Source organism: Tahibacter harae, assembly GCF_024437735.1.
Classification (GTDB): domain Bacteria; phylum Pseudomonadota; class Gammaproteobacteria; order Xanthomonadales; family Rhodanobacteraceae; genus Tahibacter; species Tahibacter harae.
The window spans coordinates 1-15,606 of sequence record NZ_JANFQO010000030.1 but is presented as its reverse complement, the minus strand read 5'-3'; the positions used below and the strand labels follow the sequence as shown (position 1 = coordinate 15,606).

The following is a 15,606-nucleotide window of genomic DNA, read 5'->3' as shown; positions in this document are numbered from 1 at the left end:
TGACGCGGCCAGACCTGCCACGGCGCGCCGCCGGCGTGCCTACGGAGTCAGCGGCCGCGCCTCCAGCCACCACAGTTCATTCGGATCGCCGCCGCCCCAGCCGTCCCAGGCGGCGACGCGGCGGCCCGGCGCCCAGGGCCCGTCGCCGAGAATGTTGAGGTTGCGGTTGTAGTCGAAGTTGGGTCGCATGGCGACGCCGGGCCAATGGATATGCGTTGCGCCGGAGAACAGTCCGGCGATGCCCTGGCCGAACTGGACGAAGGCGTTCTTGATGAAATCCGCCAGGCTCTGGTTCAGCGCGCCGTTCCAGAACTCGTCCGTGGCGTAGGGTGCATAGGGGCCTGCGGGCTTGTAGCGCAGGGACAGCGCGCCCGTGTCCATGTCCGCCACCAGCACGTGCAGCGGATCGTTCCAGAAGGCGAAATTGCTGTTGCCAAGGTCCATCACGATCCAGTGCTGCAGCGTGGAATCGGGATCGCGCGCGGCGACGATCAGGCTGCTGCCGTCGGCGGGATCGACACTCAGGCAGAGACGCTGCTGCTGCAGGAAACCCGCGGGCGAGCAGATCAGGACGTTGTAGGTGCTGGCCAAGGCCAAGGCTCCGTCAGGCCGGAATCGGCGTTCGGGAGTGCTACCGGAAATCGGATGCGGCGACTGTCATGCCGGCCGGCGCCCTGCGCGGCACAAGCGAAGTCGGACGAAAGCGGGCCGCGCCGCAAGTTTTCGCTATCCACACGTTCCAGGACAGATTTTTCCACCATGGAAAAACGCCGCCGCCCGAAGGCGGCGGCGTTCCTGTTGCGGCGGCTCAGGCAGCCTGGGCGGCGTAGCTGCTGCCGGCGACGACCGGCTTGGTCTCGGCCGAGGCGTTCAGCTGGCGCCAGTGCGGCGGCGCGGGCCAGTCCGGCGTGGTCACGCCGTCCAGCACGCGGCGCAGGCCGCGGCGGTCCAGCTGCGGCGCCAGTTCGGCGACGAGGTCCAGCGCGTAGTCGCGCAGCACGCGGTCGCGGCGCAGCACGACCCAGGTCGTGCACAGCGGGAACAGTCCCGGCGCCGGCAAGGCCTTGAGGTCGGCCAGGTCCTCCGGCAGCAGCGCCATCTCGGCCAGCACGCCGACGCCGAGGCCGGCGCGGACATAGGTCTTGATGAGATCGGCGTCGCGCGCAGTGATGGCGATGCGCGGCAGCAGACCGGCGCCGAGGAAGGCGCGGCGCAGCGAGGAATCCGGCTTGAGCGAGGATTCGTAGCTGACCAGCGGATATTCCGCCAATTCATCAAGCCGCGGCGCCTTGTCCAGCTTGGCCAGCGGATGGGTGCGCGGAACCAGGACATGGCGGTCCCAGCGGAACAGCGGCACGGCCATGCCGCCGGCAGGCACGCTGCCCGCGGTGGAGACGATGGCGATATCCGCTTCACCGCGTTCCAGCAAGGCCAGCACTTCGGCATCGCCGCTGGGCTTGAGGTGGACGCTGACCTGGGGATAACGGCGCTTCAGGCTGGCGATGGTCCGCGGCAGCACGAATCGCGCCTGGGTATGGGTGGTGGCAATACGCAGTTCGCCCTGCGCTTCGTTGCGCAGGTTCGCGGCGAGGGCGCGAATGTTGGCGGCTTCTGCAAGGATCACGCGGGCACGGTCTATGACCTGTATGCCGGCGGGAGTGATGCGTTCGAGGCTCTTGCCCTTGCGGGCGAAGATCTGGAAACCGAGTTCATCTTCCAGCTGCTTGAGCTGCTTGGAGATGCCCGGCTGGGTGGCGTGTACGCGCTCGGCGGCGAGCGTGATGTTCAGGCCGGAATCGGCAATGGCGATCAGGTAACGCAGCTGAGTGAGTGTCATGACGGCCTTCTCTGGGGAGATCGCAACAGTTCGGACGTAAGCGGGCGACGCCAATTGGTAGTTACGTAATTCATACAGAATCGGGTGGCGTAATTAATCGGTTTCATTTGTTGCGCTCCTTGGGATCGAGCCTGCCCGGGGCTTTGTTCACGGAAGCCCTTTCGGTCCAGGCGGGGTGATTCGACTATAACGATAGATCATTTAGACGTCTATACGGCTGTCTGTCCCGGACATGCCTGAACGGCATAACGGCACAGCGTTTGCTCACTTCCCTGCGAAGCAGCGGGCGCACAGCATGGTCCTGCAACCGCCGCGGTGAAGTCGTGTCGGTTCTACCCATGCCTACAGGTATTCCCGCCGAAACCGCCATGCCCGCTTCCCGACTCTATCCCATCTTTGCCGAGCTTGCAGGCCGCCGCGTGCTGGTTGCCGGCGGCGGCCAGGTCGCCGAACGCAAGGTCGCCGCCCTGCTGGAAGCCGGCGCGGATGTGCATGTCGGCGCACCGGCCTTCAGCAGGAATCTCGGGCTGTGGGCCGATCAGGGCCGCATCTGCCTGATTTCCGGGGAATTCGAGCCGTCCTGGCTGGACGGTGCCTGGCTCGTCATCGCCGCCACCAGCGACAGCGCGGTGAACGCCGCCGTAGCCGCCGCCGCGGCGCGCGAGCGCATCTGGTGCAACGTGGTCGACGATGCGCAGCGCTCCAGTTTCCAGGTACCGGCGGTGATCGACCGCTCGCCGCTGGTCGTCGCCGTATCCACCGGCGGTGCCGCGCCGGTGCTGGCGCGCCTGGTGCGCGAGCAGATCGAACGTTTGTTGGATCCTTCACTCGGCGCCCTGGCGGCGCTGGCCGACCGTTGGCGGGCACGCATCCGTGGGCGTCTGGCCGACCTGGGCCGGCGCCGCCGCTTCCTGGAAAAGGTGCTGCAGGGCCGCGTGGCCGAATTCGTGCGCCGCGGCCAGATCGCGATTGCGGAATCGGCGCTGGAACAGGAACTCGCCGCGGCGGAGAAAAGCACGGCACAGGGCAGCGTGGTGCTGGTCGGCGCCGGTCCCGGCGATGCGGGCCTGCTCACCCTGCGTGGCCTGCGCGCGCTCAACGAAGCCGACGTGATCCTGCACGACCGCCTGGTCAGCCGCGAGGTGCTGGCGCTGGCGCGGCGCGATGCGGAACTGATCGAAGTCGCCAAGGAAGCCGGCACCCATCACACCACCCAGGCCGGCATACACGCGCTGCTGCTCGAACATGCGCGCGCCGGCCGCCGCGTAGTGCGGCTCAAGGGCGGCGACCCGTTTGTGTTCGGCCGCGGCGGCGAGGAACTGGAATTCCTGCAGCAGCACGGCATCGCCTTTGAAGTCGTGCCCGGCATCACTGCCGCCCTCGCCTGCGCCGCGTATTCCGGCATTCCGCTGACCCACCGCGACCACGCCCAGTCGGTACGCCTGGTCACTGCCCACTGCCGCGAATCGCTGGACACGCTGGACTGGCAGGCCCTGGCCGCCGAGCGCCAGACCCTGGTGTTCTACATGGGCGTGGCCGGGCTGGAACGCATACGCGCGCATCTGCTCGCCCACGGCCGCGCCGGCGCCACGCCGGTGGCCCTGGTCGAGAACGGCTCGCGCACCGAACAGCGCGTCGTGCTGGGCGCGCTGGACGAACTGCCGCAGCTGGCAGCGCAGCACGCAGTGAAATCGCCGGCCCTGCTCATCGTCGGCGAAGTCGCCGCGCTGGGCGGGTGCCTGCACTGGTTCGGCGCCGCGCCGCTGGGGCCGGTGCTGCCGGCGCCGCTGGCCCGCGCCGCCTGACATTGCACCTTTTGAAATTTATCTACAAATATTCGCCTGCTCCGGGAGCCGCGCCATGATCTACGACAGCATTCTCGACACCATCGGCAACACCCCCATCGTCAAGCTGCACCGCCTGGCGCCCAAGCACGTGGAGCTGTACGTCAAGGTGGAAGCCTTCAATCCGGCCGGCTCGGTCAAGGACCGCCTGGCCCTGGCCATCGTGCTCGACGCCGAACGCCGCGGCCTGCTCAAGCCCGGCCAGACCATCGTCGAAGCGACCTCCGGCAACACCGGCATCGCGCTGGCCGCCGTGGCTGCGGCGCGCGGCTATCCCTTCGTCGCGGTGATGACGGAGACCTTCTCCATCGAACGCCGCAAGCTGATCCGCGCCTACGGCGGCAAGGTGATCCTGACCCCGGCCGCCGAACGCGGCACCGGCATGGTGAAGAAAGCGAAGGAACTGGCCGAACAGCACGGCTGGTTCCTCGCCCGCCAGTTCGAGAACGAAGCCAATCCGGCCTGGCACCGCAGCACCACCGGCCCGGAAATCCTGCGCGATTTCGCCGGCAGGCGGCTGGATTACTTCGTCAGCGGCTGGGGTACCGGCGGCACCATCACGGGCGCGGGCGAAGTGCTCAAGCTGGCCCGCCCGGACATCCAGATCATCGCCAGCGAGCCCGCCGGCGCGGCCTTGCTCTCGGGCCAGGAGTGGAAGCCGCACAAGATCCAGGGCTGGACGCCGGACTTCCTGCCGGCCGTGCTCAGCCGCACCATCGCCGACCGCATCCTGCCGGTGGACGATATCGTCGCCCGCGATACCTCGCGCCGCCTTGCCGCCGAGGAAGGCATCTTCGTCGGCCTCTCCTCCGGTGCGACGCTGGCCGCCGCGCTGCAGGTCGCCCAGGACGCCGCACCCGGCTCGACCATCCTCGCCATGCTGCCCGACACCGGCGAACGCTATCTCTCCACCATCCTGTTCGAAGGCATCAGCGAAGGCTCGGACGACGAGTGGCTGGCTTCGCTGCAGAGCAAGGCACAGGCAGCCTGAGTCGCGACTACGCACATTGATACACAGGGGGACCAGGCCGCTGCGGCGGCCTGGTCCTGCCGCGCCTGCCGCGCGCTAGACTGGCCGCTCGATAGCGACCACAGGCGCGCCGCATGATCGTTCCGCAATACTGGGCCGAAAGCCGCGTACAGGAGCACCGAGGCGGCCGGCAATTCACCGTGCGCCGTTTCGGCTGGTCGGACCTGAGCCAGGAAGATGCCCAGCGCAATGCCAATGCACGCGCCGACGAGGCCCTGCGGCGCGTGCTCGCCGGCGAGAAGCTGCCGCGGCGCGAACCCAAGGTCGCGTACAACGGCGGCGCCGGCGTGCCTATCCGCGAGGAGATCCTCGCCCGCCACGGCGAAACCGTAGTCACGCGCAATACCTACGGCGCGCACTGCCTGAATTCGCCCGACGTGCTGTTCGTCGATATCGACTATGCCCGCGGCGCGCCGATGCGGTGGCATGCGGTGACGGCGCTGCTGTGGCTGTTGCTGGTGATCGTCGCGTGGCGGCAGCTTTCCGGGCTCGCGCTGTTCATGGCCGTGCTGGCAATCGGCGTCGCCTACGCCCTGCTGACGGCGCTGGCGGATCGGTGGCGGCGGCGCCATTCGATAACCGCCACCGAAATGCGCGTACGGCGCTTTGCCGCGCAACGGCCGTCCTGGGGACTGCGCCTGTACCGCACGCCGGCAGGCCTGCGCGTGCTGGTCACGCATGCCGCGTTCCGCCCCGACGCGGCGGAAACCACCGCCTGCTTCGACGCGCTCGGCGCCGACGCGCGCTACGCCGCCCTGTGCCGCAACCAGCAATGCTTCCGCGCGCGCCTCACCGGCAAGCCCTGGCGCATGGGCATCGCCGGACATCTGGGACCGCGACCCGCCATCTGGCCGGTGCCTGCGGAACATCTGCCGCAGCGCGAACAGTGGACGCGCCACTACGACGCCGTCGCTGCCGGCTATTCGGCCTGCGCCTTCCTGTACAGCCTGGGCAGCAGCAATGTGGCTGCGGCGGTCGCGCCGACACTGGAGCTGCATGACAGCGCCTGCCGCGCGCATGAGCCGCTGCCGCTGGCATAGCGCAGATGCCGTTTCGCCTGGACGCGCGGCGAGCCGCTGCCGGTCTCGGGGAACAAACGCAGCTGCAGCGCGGTGCGCCGCGAGCCACTGCCGCAAATGGAAAAGAAGCTGCTTCACCTCGGTGCATCAGGAGCCGCCGCCGCTGACCTGAACTCGTCGGCGCGAACTGATTCATCGCGCGTTTCTATTTCGCCGCGGAACCGTCCAGCGCCAGGCGCTGCTTCGCCTCCTGCTGCCACTTCCTGCCGTCGATCACGCGCGAATCCTTGTCGCCGAAGAACTGCTCCCATTTCGGTAGCCAGGTCTCCAGCACCGCGAGCAGATCTGCGGCACGGTCGGGCTGGGCCGAGAGGTTCTCGGCCAGGTCGAAGGCGTACTTGGCGGTGTTCACATGGCCCGGCGTCAGCGCCTTTTCCGAATCGGCGATGATCTTGCGCTGCAGTGTCTCGGCCTCGGCGTGGGAGCCGGTCTGCATCAGGAACATGCCTAATGTCTGCGCGTACGGCAGCGCCTGCGCGCTGCCGGCGCCGAGCACCGTCCGGGCCTGGCTGTTGATCTCCTCGAAGATGCGCCGCGCCTCGTCCACGCGGCCGGTGTACTGGCGCTGGCGCGCCTGGTAGACCTTGTGCGTGAGCGGGTTGTCGCCGCTCACCTTCGCGCGGCGGTCGTACTCGACGATGGGATCGATATGCGGCCCGGCTTCCTCGTAGCGCTTGAGCTCCATCAGCACGATGCCGACCTGCAGATGGGCGTACAGCGTGGCCGGGTGCTCCGGCCCCAGCCGCGCCTCGGCGATGGCCAGGGTCTTCTGCACCGGCACCAGCGCTTCCTCGTGGCGGTCGAGCAGGCGCAGCGCGATGCCCTCGCGCTGCAGCCATTCCAGCGCGCGCGGATCGTCCGCGCCGAAGTGCTGCCGCGCCAGTTGCAGCGCCTCGCGCGCGACGACCAGGGTCTGCTCGTAGCGGTCGGTATTGGCATAGGCGCGCATGCGGTGGTTGAGCAGGTCGAAATGCTCGTCGCTGCCGTCGCCGAAGATGCGGCGCACGGCGGGTTCGATCGCGGCCAGGCTCTGCAGCGCCTGGTCTTCCTTGCGCAGTTCCACATCCAGCGAGGCCAGCCCCAGCGTATAGCGCAGCCGCGCCGGATCGTCCGGCGCGGCACCGGCATAGTTCAGGCCTTCCTCGTACACGCGGCGGGCCTCGTTCTCCTCCACCGCCTGCAGCAGGCGGCCGAGTACGGCGCGGCTGAGCAAGGTGTCCGCGTCGCGCTCGCCGAAGCGGGCGGCCAGCACGGCGTGGGCGGCGCGGGCTTCCTCCAGCGCCGGCGCGCGCTCGCCGGCCAGGGCCAGGCTTTCGGCCAGCGCGCGGCGCACCGCGCCTTCGGTGCGCGGCTGCGCGGCGAAGCGCTGGGCGACCGAGCCGCGCGCCTGCATCAGCGCCTGGGTCACGCTCATGTCCAGTTTGCTGCGGTAGGGATTGGCCGAGCGGATCACGTCCTCGGTGAGGAAGTTGCTCACCGCCGTCGCCACCGCGGCCTGCTCGGTAGCGCGGTTGCGCTCGGCGCGCGCGATTGCCGCCTGCCATAGCGCCAGCCCCAGGCTGACGACCAGGAACAGCAGCATGGCCGAACCGGCCAGCACGCCGAAGCGGTGGCGGCGCACGAAACGGCGCAGGCGGTAGGTCGCCGTGTCGGCGCGCGCCGAGATGGTGCGGCCTTCCAGCCAGCGGCGCAGGTCGGCGCCCAGGGCATTGGCATTGACGTAGCGCCGCTCCGGCTCGCGCTTGAGCGCGGCCAGCACGATGGTGTCCAGATCGCCGCCGATCTCCCGCGCGGCGCGGTCGCGGTCGCCGCCGCGGCGGCCGTAGGTGGCCGTGGCTTCCTCCACGCTGGCGCGCCGCAGCACCTGGCTGGGGCGTTCGACCGTCGTGTCGGTATCGCCGTCCTCCAGCGCGGCGGCGCTGCGCCGGTGCGGCAGGCGCCCACAAAGCAACTCATACAGGACGGCGCCCAGCGCGTAGACGTCGGTCGCGGTGCTGACCGGCTCGCCGCGGATCTGCTCGGGCGCCGCGTAGGCCGGCGACAGCGCGCGCGCGCCGGTGCGGGTCAGCCCGTCCTCGGCGCTGTCGCTGAGAATCTTGGCGATGCCGAAATCCAGCACGCGCGGCTGGCCGTCGCCGTCGACCAGGATGTTGGAAGGCTTGAGATCGCGGTGCACGACCAGGCGCGACTGCGCATGCGCAACGGCGTCGCAGATCAGCACCATCAGCTGCACACGCTCGCGCGGCGTCAGGCCGCGGCTGCGGGCGTACTCGGTCAGCGGCTCGCCCGCGACGTATTCCATCGCATAGTACGGCCGCCCCTCGGCGCTGACGCCGCCGTCGACCAGGCCGGCGATATGCGCGTGGTTGAGCTGGGCCAGGATGCGCCGTTCCTGCACGAAGCGGCGCAGGATCTCGTCCGAATCCATGCCGCGCTTGAGCAGCTTGAGCGCGACCTGCTGCACGAAATCGCCCTGGGTGCTCTCGGCCAGGTAGACCTCGCCCATGCCGCCGCGGCCGAGCAGGCGCACCAGGCGGAAACGGCCTATCGCCACCGGGGCGGGCGTATCGGGAATTTCCGCTTCCGGCTGGGCCAGCGCCTCGACGATGGTTGGCGCCAGCGCCTGTACGCCGCGATCCAGCACGCCGCAGTCGGCCGCGTCGGCATCGAGCAGGGCACGCAGTTCGCGCGCCAGTGCCGCGTCCTCGCGCTGCAGCGCCTCCAGGCGCGCACTGCGTTCCGCCGCGTCCAGCTCGGCCAGTTCGTCGAACAGGTCGGATACGCGGCGCCAGCGCGCCAGCTCGGCTTCGTTCATGCGCAGGCTCCCCTGATAATTCCCGGCCGCGGGCCGCGCGGACGTACGCCGCGGGCCCAGGTGCTCAGCGGCGTGCAGGCGCGCGGCGGCATCAGTCGGAATCCGCCGGCAGCGCCTCGCCGCCCAGTTGCTGGTGCAGGAAGGCGCGCGCCTTGCGCCAGTCGCGCTTGAGGCTGCGTTCGGAGCGGTTGCACAGCGTCGCTATCTCGCTCAGTTCCAGGCCGCCGAAGAAACGCATCTCGACCAGGGCCGAGAGATGCGCGTCCAGGGCTTCCAGCCGGCGCAGGGCCTGGTCCAGCGCCAGCAGTTCCTGGTCGCGCTCGCCGCCGTCGTGGGCGAGCTGCGAATCCAGTTCGGTGGCAACCGCGCCGCCGCCGCGCTTGCCGGCGATGCGCTGGCGCGCGTGGTCGATCACCAGCTGGCGCATGGCGCGCGCGGCCACGGCAAAGAAATGTTCGCGGTCCTTGAGCTGCAGCGCATCGGGCCTGGCCAGGCGGAACCAGGCTTCATGCACCAGCGAAGTGGCGCGCATGTCAGCACGCATACGGCCGACCTGGCGCGCGGCCAGACTGCGCAGATCCGCATAGACGCTCTCGAACAGCCGCCCGGCCGCCGCCGCATCGCCGGCCCGCGCCTGCACGATCAGTTCCGTGACTTCCACCCGTCCCACCCCGCAAAGCCACCCCGCACCGAACTTGCCACGACTGGGCAGCGGCGGCAAATGCGCGGCGGGGGTTCTGTGGGCTGGGGCACATGCTCGAGACCACGGCAAGTGGCGGGGAGAAGGGCCGGGATTCGGATTTGCAAAAGCGGTGGCCGCCGGATGCCCGCAGTTCGCCGAAGCGGGGCGTCTACCCCGAATGCCCGATCCCCGCTCTTCTCCGAATCCCCGGTCTCGAATCGCAGGAATCCCGCTACTGCGAATCCCGAATCACGCCTCCTGGCCACCCGCACGGCTGGCCCATCCCACCGCCAGCAGCGCCGCAATCAGCAGCACGCTGTACTCCATGCCGTTGCGGCCCAGGCCGACCACGAACCAACCGGCCGGCGCATGCACCAGGACTATGCCCATGACGTAGATCGCGGCGTAGATCAGGCTGAGCTGCGGCACCAGCCGGCCCAGGGCGTACAGCGGCGTTCCCAGGATCTCGATGACGGTGACCGCCGTCGCTATGCCCAGGCCGAAGGGGAAGCCCAGGCCGTCCAGCCAGGTGCCAAAAGGCGTGATGCCGCCGTAGTACCAGCGCGCCCAGCCGTGGGCGGCGATCAGTCCGGCCAGCAACAGACGCAGCAGCAGCAGGACATGCGCTGAAGCCTGCGGTGCAGGTGTACGGGCGGCGAACAGGTTCATGGACGGGCATCCGGCGGCGATGGCGGACACCGATCAAAGCGGCTGGGCGCGGCGCATTCAAGCCGCCGGGCGCAATGGCGGGACGGACCGCACGATACAAGCAATCAGTGCAACGGACAGTCCGGCGACTCGGCTCACGAGCCTTTGTGGCCGCCGCCGAAATCCGCAGGCTTCGCCGCCGCGCGACGCGGCACCGCCGCCTGCTGTGCCAGGCGGCGCTGGCGGCGCCAGCCGCGCCACAGCCAGACCGCGGCGCCCGCCGCACCGGCCGCGACGCAGGCACGGTGCAGTGCGGACAGGCTCAGCAGATGCAGCAGCGGGCGCGCCTCGGACCAGGGCCAGAACGGGTGCAGATCGGCATGCATGACGGCGTCCAGGGCCACGTGCGCCCAGCCCCCCAGCAGCGCGCCGGCCAGCGCGGCATTTCGGCCCGGACGTTCGCCGGCGGCAAACCCGGGCAGGCCCTCGTCGCGCCAGCGGTCGTTCCAGATACGCAGCAGCGGCTGGCCCAGCCGTGGCGTCAGCAGGCCGACCAGTACGCCTATGGCCGTGGCGCCGAGCAGGCTATGCGTCCACCCGTGTAGCACCGGCCAGTCGTTGATCAGCCCCAGGAAGGGTTCCATGTCCATCGCGACCTGGACCAGGCCGAAACCGATCAGGCTGAACCGTTCGCCTCCCAGCGCCTTGAGTGCGAGACCCGGGCCCAGGTGGAACGGCGTGAACGGCATGGCGGCGGACTAGGACTGTCCGGCGGGCGCGGGTCCGTCCTTGGGCGGTTGGGTTTCGCAGGCAGCGAGCACCTGGTCGCGCTGGGCCTGCAGCTTGGCACGCTCTTCCGGCGTACCGCGCAGCGGCGGCAGGTTCAGCGGCAGGGTGACGCGGGTAACCACCGGCGTCAGCGCCTGGTTGGACGGCGCCGCGGCGTACTGCAGGCTGTCGATGGCGCTGGTGGCGACGATGCCCAGATCGCCGGCGGGGACCAGTTTTTCCAGCACTACGTCGCTGGTCGAGCCATCGCTGTTGATTACATAGCGCACGACGGCGCAGCTGGGCACGTAGAGATTGACGCCGGTATTGGGCTTGAGCGCTTCCATGGCTTCGCTGGCGACCAGCCAGTACCTGGCCAGGTCTTTGGCTGCCACCGGGCGCGGCGTGGTCTGCGCGGTGGTGGCGGTCGCGGCCAGCAGTACCGTCAGGGCGAGGCCGGCGCGGAAGGCCGGTCGTGGGGGAACGCGTCGCATCGGAAACCTTCTGTCCGCCGCAGCGGATATCGCGGGTTGATTCGGGGCGCGAAAGGCCGTCCGCATTGTCGCCGGGATGGCTGCGGCCGCACAAGGAAGCGGCGCAGTCCATGCCGCGGCCGCCATTTGTCCGTCTGCGGGCCGGGCACAAGCCGGCCATGCGGCGGCAGCGCCGGCGGTCGGCGGGAAACAGCGCCGGCGGCCGAGCAGTTATCCACCTTTGAAAACATATACAGCGACCGGGACCCGGCCGCCGCGGCGTCACAGATCGCCCAGTCCTTCCGCCAGCCCGCCAGCCCCCACGCGCAGCAGCTTGAGCGTATTGGTACCGCCGAGGCGGCCGGTGTGGTCGCCGGTGGTGACGATGACGCGGTCGTTCTCGGCCAGGCGGCCCAGGTTGAACAGGTGCTGCACCGCGGCCTTGGTCGCATGCGCCGGATCCACGCCCCGGGCGTCGAACTCCACTGCGTATACATCGCGATAAAGCTGCATGCGCCGGCGCGCCGGCGCGCTGCGCGAGAGCGCGTAGATGGGCACGGCCGAACGGTAGCGCGACAGCCACTGCGCCGTGGCGCCGGATTCGGTCAGGGCGATGATCGCGCGCGGGCTCACCTGCACGGCGAGGAACATGGCCGACATGGCGATGGCCTGGTCGGTGCGCTCCAGGCTGTGGCTGCCGCGCTGGAAGCCTTCCTGCGGCTCGAACTGGCGCTCGGCGCCGAGGCAGACCCGGCGCATCGCCGCGACCGCCTTGTCCGGATGACGCCCGGCGGCGGTTTCCTGGCTCAGCATCACCGCGTCGGTGCCGTCGATCACGGCATTGGCCACGTCCAGCACTTCGGCGCGGGTCGGGATCGGCGATTCCACCATGGACTGCAGCATCTGCGTCGCGGTGATCACGACGCGGTTGCGCGCCAGGGCCTCGCGGATGATCTTCTTCTGCAGGCCGGGCAGTTCGGCATCGCCGATTTCCACGCCGAGGTCGCCGCGGGCGACCATCACCGCGTCGGAAGCGTCGATGATCTCGCCGAGCACGTCGATGGCCTCGGCACGCTCGATCTTGGCCACCAGGGCGCCTTGCCCGGCCGCGGCGCGCAGCAGGCGGCGCGCCTCGTTCATGTCATCGGCGCTCTTGGCGAAGGACACGGCAAGGAAATCGGCGCCGATCTCGGCGGCAAGGCGGATGTCGGCGCGATCCTTGTCGCTGAGCGCAGCGATGGACAGGCCGCCGCCGAGGCGGTTGAGTCCCTTGCGGTCCGACAGCACGCCGCCGAACAGCACCTGGCAGCGCACTTCGGCATCGACCACTTCCAGCACGGTGAGCGAGATCAGGCCGTCGTCCAGCAGCAGGGTATCGCCCGTCTTCACATCGTTGGGCAGGCCCAGGTAGCTCACGCCGACGCGGCTGTCGTCGCCCGGCGGCGCATCGGCGCGGCAGTCCAGCACGAAGGGCTGGCCGGGCTGCAGTTCCACCCGGCCCCTGGCGAATTTCTCGATGCGGATCTTGGGCCCCTGCAGGTCGGCCAGCACGCCGACTTCGCGGCCCAGTTCCTCGGCCGCGCGGCGCACTTCCTGGGCGCGCCGCACATGATCGGCCGCCGCGCCGTGGGACAGGTTGAGCCGCACCACATCGACGCCTTCCTCGATGATGCGCTTGAGCATGCCGGGGGCGTCGGTGGCCGGGCCCAGGGTTGCAATGATCTTGGTGCGGCGGGTCTGCATGGGGCTGTCGTTCGTCGTCGTTGGCGGGATCGGACAAAGCTAGCACAAGGCGGCGTCGCCACACTGCGCGGCGGGATACTTGTGCACGGCAGCGGCGGCACGCGCCGCGGGCGTCGTCGCGGCGGCCGGAAACCCGGCCGCGCGTTCAGCGCGGGGCCGGGCCGAGCAGGCGTTCCAGCAGATCGGCCAGGCGTACCGCAGCCAGTTGCAGGCGCTGCTCGGCCAGCGGGCGCTGGCGCTGCAGCCAGGCATCGTCGATGCGGTTGCCGTCGGGGTAGACGGCCTCGTCGCGCACCACGCGGCAGGATTCCTCGGCCCAGGCCGTCGCGTCGCCCATCGCCGCCGGCGGCCTGATCCCGCGCTGCAGCGTCTGCGCGTACTGCGGCCAGCGCAGGCCGGAGGAATTGAGGATCAGCGAATCCCACACCGAATGCAGATTGCGCGTGCGTCCTTCGCGGCCGTAGCGCAATTGCACGCTGTTGCCGCCCTTGTCGGGCTTGAAGCTCGCATGCAGCGGCTGGTGCGCATCGGCGACGAAATGGGAGACGAAGCGCAGCGCGTCGGCGCGTTCGGCGCGCGGCCGGGAACGGTCGGCGAGCACGGCGGAATAATGTTCGATCGAAGCCACCACGCACTCGCCCTTGCGGCAGTCGCGCTGCGGCGTGTAGCGGCACTGCGCGCTGGAGAAATTCACATAGTGCAATTTTCCGGTCGCGCGGGCCCGGGCTGGATCGATGTCGCGCAGGTCGTCGGCCCAGGTAGCGATATCGACCAGGGTGCTTTCATTGTCCGGCTGCAGCAGGTTGCGCACTTCGCGCCGCACCGGTTCGGACAGACGCTCCTGCGCCATGCCGGCGATGGTGCGGTGGCCCAGCGGCCCCCAGGCCGCCGCGGTTCCGGCCGAGATCAGTCCGGCCACCGCCAGGACTGCGCTGAAGAGTTGCCGCAGGGACATCGTGGGCTCCCTCAAGGATCAATGGGCCAGTCTGCCACAGCGCGGGCGGCCGGCGGAAAGCGCGCGCCGGCGAAAAAGGGCAGCAGGAGAAGCGAGGTGGAAAATTAGCTGCGGCACGCCGCGCCGGGCTGCCGGCCGGCGCCTGCGAACGCTGCCGCCCGGCCAGCTGACCGCAGCTTTCCGGCGGCGGCAACAACGCGGGCCTGCGGCCGGGCAACCTGCCTTCAGCGCAGCGGAATACGCAGGAACGCCCGCCCGTCCGCATCCGCTTCGGGCAGCCGCCCGGCGCGGATATTCACCTGCAGCGCGGGATACAGCAGGCGCGGCACCGGCAAGGTGGCGTCGCGCTGAGTGCGCAGGGCCACGTAGTCCGCCAGCGCGGTGTCGCGGCGCAACTGCACATTGCCGCTGCGCTGCTCGACCAGGTCGACCATCTCGCGCGGCTCGGCGTCGCGCGGCGGGTAGTCGTGGCAGAGGAACAGCCGCGTCGCCGCGGGCAAGCCGTACAGGCGCTGCACCGAGGCGAACTGCAGCGCCGCGTCGCCGCCGGGAAAATCGCAGCGGCCGGTGCCGGCGCTAGGCGAGAACACGGTATCGCCGACGAAGACCGCGTCGCCGACGCAGTAGCTCATGCCGTCGCTGGTATGACCGGGCGTAGCCAGGGCTTGCAGTTCCAGCTCGCCCAGGGGCAGGCGTTCGCCGTCGTGGACCAGATGGTCGAAATCCGCGCCGTCCGCGGCAAAGTCATCGCCCAGTGCAAACACCTGCTTCCAGTGCTGCTGCACGGCGACGATGCCGGCGCCTATCGCGGTCAGCGCCGGATGACCTTCGGCGCGCAGCTCGCGCCGCAACCAGTCGGCCGCGGTCAGGTGGTCGGCGTGGGCATGGGTTTCCAGCAGCCATTCCACCCGCAGCCGATGCGCGTGCACCGCAGCGAGTATGGCCTGGGCCGATTCAGTGCTGACGCGGCCGGAGGCCGGGTCGAAGTCCAGCACCGGATCGATGACCGCGGCGGCGGTGGCGTCGCCATTGCTGACCAGATGCGACCAGGTATTGGTCGCGGCATGGAAATACGACTGGATCTGCAACGGCATCGCGCACTCCGGCATGGTCCTGGCCCGATTGTGCCGTAGAGCGACGGGATTCGGGATTGGGATTCGTGAAAGCCGCGCTGGGGGCGGCACTCGCGACGCCGGCCTTGGCCTGCTTCTGCGAATCCCGAATCAGTGATCCCGGCTCTCAGTACACGCCGTGTTCGAGGCGCATCAGCTCGCTGACCACGGCCTCGCGGTCGCCGACCATGAGCACTTCCAGCGGCGAACGCTGGTTCAGGTGATGGTTGCGCGAGCTGAACCAGGTCGAGGCGATCACGCTGTTGCCCAGGACATGGGTGGCCAGCTGGACCAGGCTGTCGTCGACGATGCGCAGGGTTTCGTACAGGGCCAGGGCGCGGCGGGCGAAGGCTTCCTGGGCGGCCTGCAGTTCGCCGCGGGCGGCGCGGGCCTGGCGCGCCAAGTCCGCCAGCACGGCGCTGTTGGACTGGTGCGGCGGCACGTTGAAGGTGTTCGGTGGCGCCGGCGCCGGACGGCCCAGCGACGGCGAAGGTGCGGCCGGACGCGCGGCGGGCGGCGGCGTGGGCATGGCCGGGCGCGCAGCCGCGGCCGGCGGAACGGAAGGAGCGGACGGCGCCGCCGGGCGCTGCGGCGGCGGTGCGGCCGGCGGGCGCTGGGCG

14 protein-coding genes are annotated in these 15,606 nt (G+C 69.9%); 3 read left to right on the top strand and 11 right to left on the bottom strand.

From position 1 onward, the window contains the following. Positions 1-39: 39 nt before the first annotated feature. Positions 40-591, bottom strand: a complete 552-nt coding sequence (locus tag NM961_RS22080) for a hypothetical protein (RefSeq protein ID WP_255916601.1) — start codon at positions 589-591, stop codon at positions 40-42. A gap of 217 nt (positions 592-808) precedes the next feature. Further along, a complete protein-coding gene (locus tag NM961_RS22075; RefSeq protein WP_255916600.1) occupies positions 809-1,837 on the bottom strand; it encodes a LysR family transcriptional regulator in 1,029 nt (342 codons plus the stop codon). A 368-nt stretch (positions 1,838-2,205) separates the two neighbouring features. On the opposite strand from NM961_RS22075, the gene cysG reads away from it, so the two are divergent. From cysG to NM961_RS22060, 3 genes are all read left to right on the top strand, one after another. After that, positions 2,206-3,642 carry a siroheme synthase CysG gene (cysG, locus tag NM961_RS22070; protein WP_255916599.1) on the top strand — a complete coding sequence of 479 codons (1,437 nt, stop codon included), beginning with the start codon at positions 2,206-2,208 and terminating at the stop codon, positions 3,640-3,642. Between the two features lie 55 nt (positions 3,643-3,697). Beyond that, complete coding sequence (cysK, locus tag NM961_RS22065; RefSeq protein WP_255916598.1) at positions 3,698-4,672, top strand: cysteine synthase A; 975 nt, start codon at positions 3,698-3,700, stop codon at positions 4,670-4,672. Between the two features lie 113 nt (positions 4,673-4,785). Continuing rightward, positions 4,786-5,751 (top strand): hypothetical protein, encoded by a 966-nt coding sequence (locus NM961_RS22060; RefSeq protein ID WP_255916597.1) that lies wholly within the window; start codon positions 4,786-4,788, stop codon positions 5,749-5,751. 184 nt (positions 5,752-5,935) lie between these two features. On the opposite strand, the gene NM961_RS22055 is transcribed toward NM961_RS22060, so the two are convergent. The 9 genes from NM961_RS22055 to NM961_RS22015 all read right to left on the bottom strand — a co-directional run. Further along, positions 5,936-8,605, bottom strand: coding sequence for a serine/threonine-protein kinase (locus NM961_RS22055; RefSeq protein ID WP_255916596.1), 2,670 nt, complete (start codon positions 8,603-8,605; stop codon positions 5,936-5,938). A 91-nt stretch (positions 8,606-8,696) separates the two neighbouring features. Continuing rightward, positions 8,697-9,266 (bottom strand): ECF-type sigma factor, encoded by a 570-nt coding sequence (locus tag NM961_RS22050; protein ID WP_255916595.1) that lies wholly within the window; start codon positions 9,264-9,266, stop codon positions 8,697-8,699. Between the two features lie 270 nt (positions 9,267-9,536). Next, positions 9,537-9,956, bottom strand: a complete 420-nt coding sequence (locus NM961_RS22045; protein WP_255916594.1) for a DoxX family protein — start codon at positions 9,954-9,956, stop codon at positions 9,537-9,539. A 134-nt stretch (positions 9,957-10,090) separates the two neighbouring features. Then, the gene (locus tag NM961_RS22040) at positions 10,091-10,684 is read right to left on the bottom strand and encodes a metal-dependent hydrolase (protein WP_255916593.1); all 594 of its coding nucleotides are present in this window, start codon (positions 10,682-10,684) and stop codon (positions 10,091-10,093) included. A 9-nt stretch (positions 10,685-10,693) separates the two neighbouring features. After that, positions 10,694-11,197 carry a hypothetical protein gene (locus NM961_RS22035; protein ID WP_255916592.1) on the bottom strand — a complete coding sequence of 168 codons (504 nt, stop codon included), beginning with the start codon at positions 11,195-11,197 and terminating at the stop codon, positions 10,694-10,696. 261 nt (positions 11,198-11,458) lie between these two features. Beyond that, positions 11,459-12,919, bottom strand: coding sequence for a pyruvate kinase (pyk, locus tag NM961_RS22030; RefSeq protein WP_255916591.1), 1,461 nt, complete (start codon positions 12,917-12,919; stop codon positions 11,459-11,461). A 145-nt stretch (positions 12,920-13,064) separates the two neighbouring features. Next, positions 13,065-13,874: a S1/P1 nuclease gene (locus tag NM961_RS22025; RefSeq protein ID WP_255916590.1), complete on the bottom strand. Its 810-nt coding sequence runs from the start codon at positions 13,872-13,874 to the stop codon at positions 13,065-13,067. A 224-nt stretch (positions 13,875-14,098) separates the two neighbouring features. Beyond that, positions 14,099-14,968 carry an MBL fold metallo-hydrolase gene (locus tag NM961_RS22020; RefSeq protein ID WP_255916589.1) on the bottom strand — a complete coding sequence of 290 codons (870 nt, stop codon included), beginning with the start codon at positions 14,966-14,968 and terminating at the stop codon, positions 14,099-14,101. A 145-nt stretch (positions 14,969-15,113) separates the two neighbouring features. Continuing rightward, positions 15,114-15,606, bottom strand: a 493-nt coding sequence (locus NM961_RS22015) for an MbcA/ParS/Xre antitoxin family protein (protein ID WP_255916588.1), incomplete at its 5' end; no start/stop codon positions are given.

Coding starts and splice junctions, on each gene's coding strand:
- NM961_RS22045 (WP_255916594.1), bottom strand. CDS start 9,956: ATGAACCTGTTCGCCGCCCGTACACCTGCACCGCAGGCTTCAGCGCAT.
- pyk (WP_255916591.1), bottom strand. CDS start 12,919: ATGCAGACCCGCCGCACCAAGATCATTGCAACCCTGGGCCCGGCCACC.
- NM961_RS22025 (WP_255916590.1), bottom strand. CDS start 13,874: ATGTCCCTGCGGCAACTCTTCAGCGCAGTCCTGGCGGTGGCCGGACTG.
- NM961_RS22040 (WP_255916593.1), bottom strand. CDS start 10,684: ATGCCGTTCACGCCGTTCCACCTGGGCCCGGGTCTCGCACTCAAGGCG.
- NM961_RS22075 (WP_255916600.1), bottom strand. CDS start 1,837: ATGACACTCACTCAGCTGCGTTACCTGATCGCCATTGCCGATTCCGGC.
- NM961_RS22035 (WP_255916592.1), bottom strand. CDS start 11,197: ATGCGACGCGTTCCCCCACGACCGGCCTTCCGCGCCGGCCTCGCCCTG.
- cysG (WP_255916599.1), top strand. CDS start 2,206: ATGCCCGCTTCCCGACTCTATCCCATCTTTGCCGAGCTTGCAGGCCGC.
- NM961_RS22060 (WP_255916597.1), top strand. CDS start 4,786: ATGATCGTTCCGCAATACTGGGCCGAAAGCCGCGTACAGGAGCACCGA.
- cysK (WP_255916598.1), top strand. CDS start 3,698: ATGATCTACGACAGCATTCTCGACACCATCGGCAACACCCCCATCGTC.
- NM961_RS22055 (WP_255916596.1), bottom strand. CDS start 8,605: ATGAACGAAGCCGAGCTGGCGCGCTGGCGCCGCGTATCCGACCTGTTC.
- NM961_RS22020 (WP_255916589.1), bottom strand. CDS start 14,968: ATGCCGTTGCAGATCCAGTCGTATTTCCATGCCGCGACCAATACCTGG.